The sequence below is a fragment of the Paraburkholderia sp. 2C genome (assembly GCF_054589215.1).
The window spans coordinates 1-266 of record NZ_BAAILL010000077.1; the positions used below are offsets into that span (position 1 = coordinate 1).

At 63.5% G+C, this 266-nt stretch carries 1 protein-coding gene; it reads left to right on the top strand.

The annotated features are described in order from the left end of the window. A partial coding sequence (locus ACYPXD_RS33165; protein WP_459722462.1) for a GspE/PulE family protein occupies positions 1 to 266 on the top strand: 266 nt, incomplete at both ends.

The window sequence follows — 266 nt, forward strand, 5'->3', positions numbered from 1 at the left end:
ACGACCACGCTCTACGCATCGATGTCGCGCCTCGAAACGGCCACGACCAACATCATGACCGTCGAGGACCCGATTGAATACGACCTGTCCGGCATCGGCCAGACGCAGGTCAACGAGCGGATCGGCATGACGTTCGCGCGCGCCTTGCGCTCGATTTTGCGTCAGGATCCGGACGTGATCATGATCGGCGAAATCCGCGACCTCGAAACGGCGCAGATCGCGGTGCAGGCCTCGCTGACGGGCCACCTCGTGCTCGCGACGCTGCA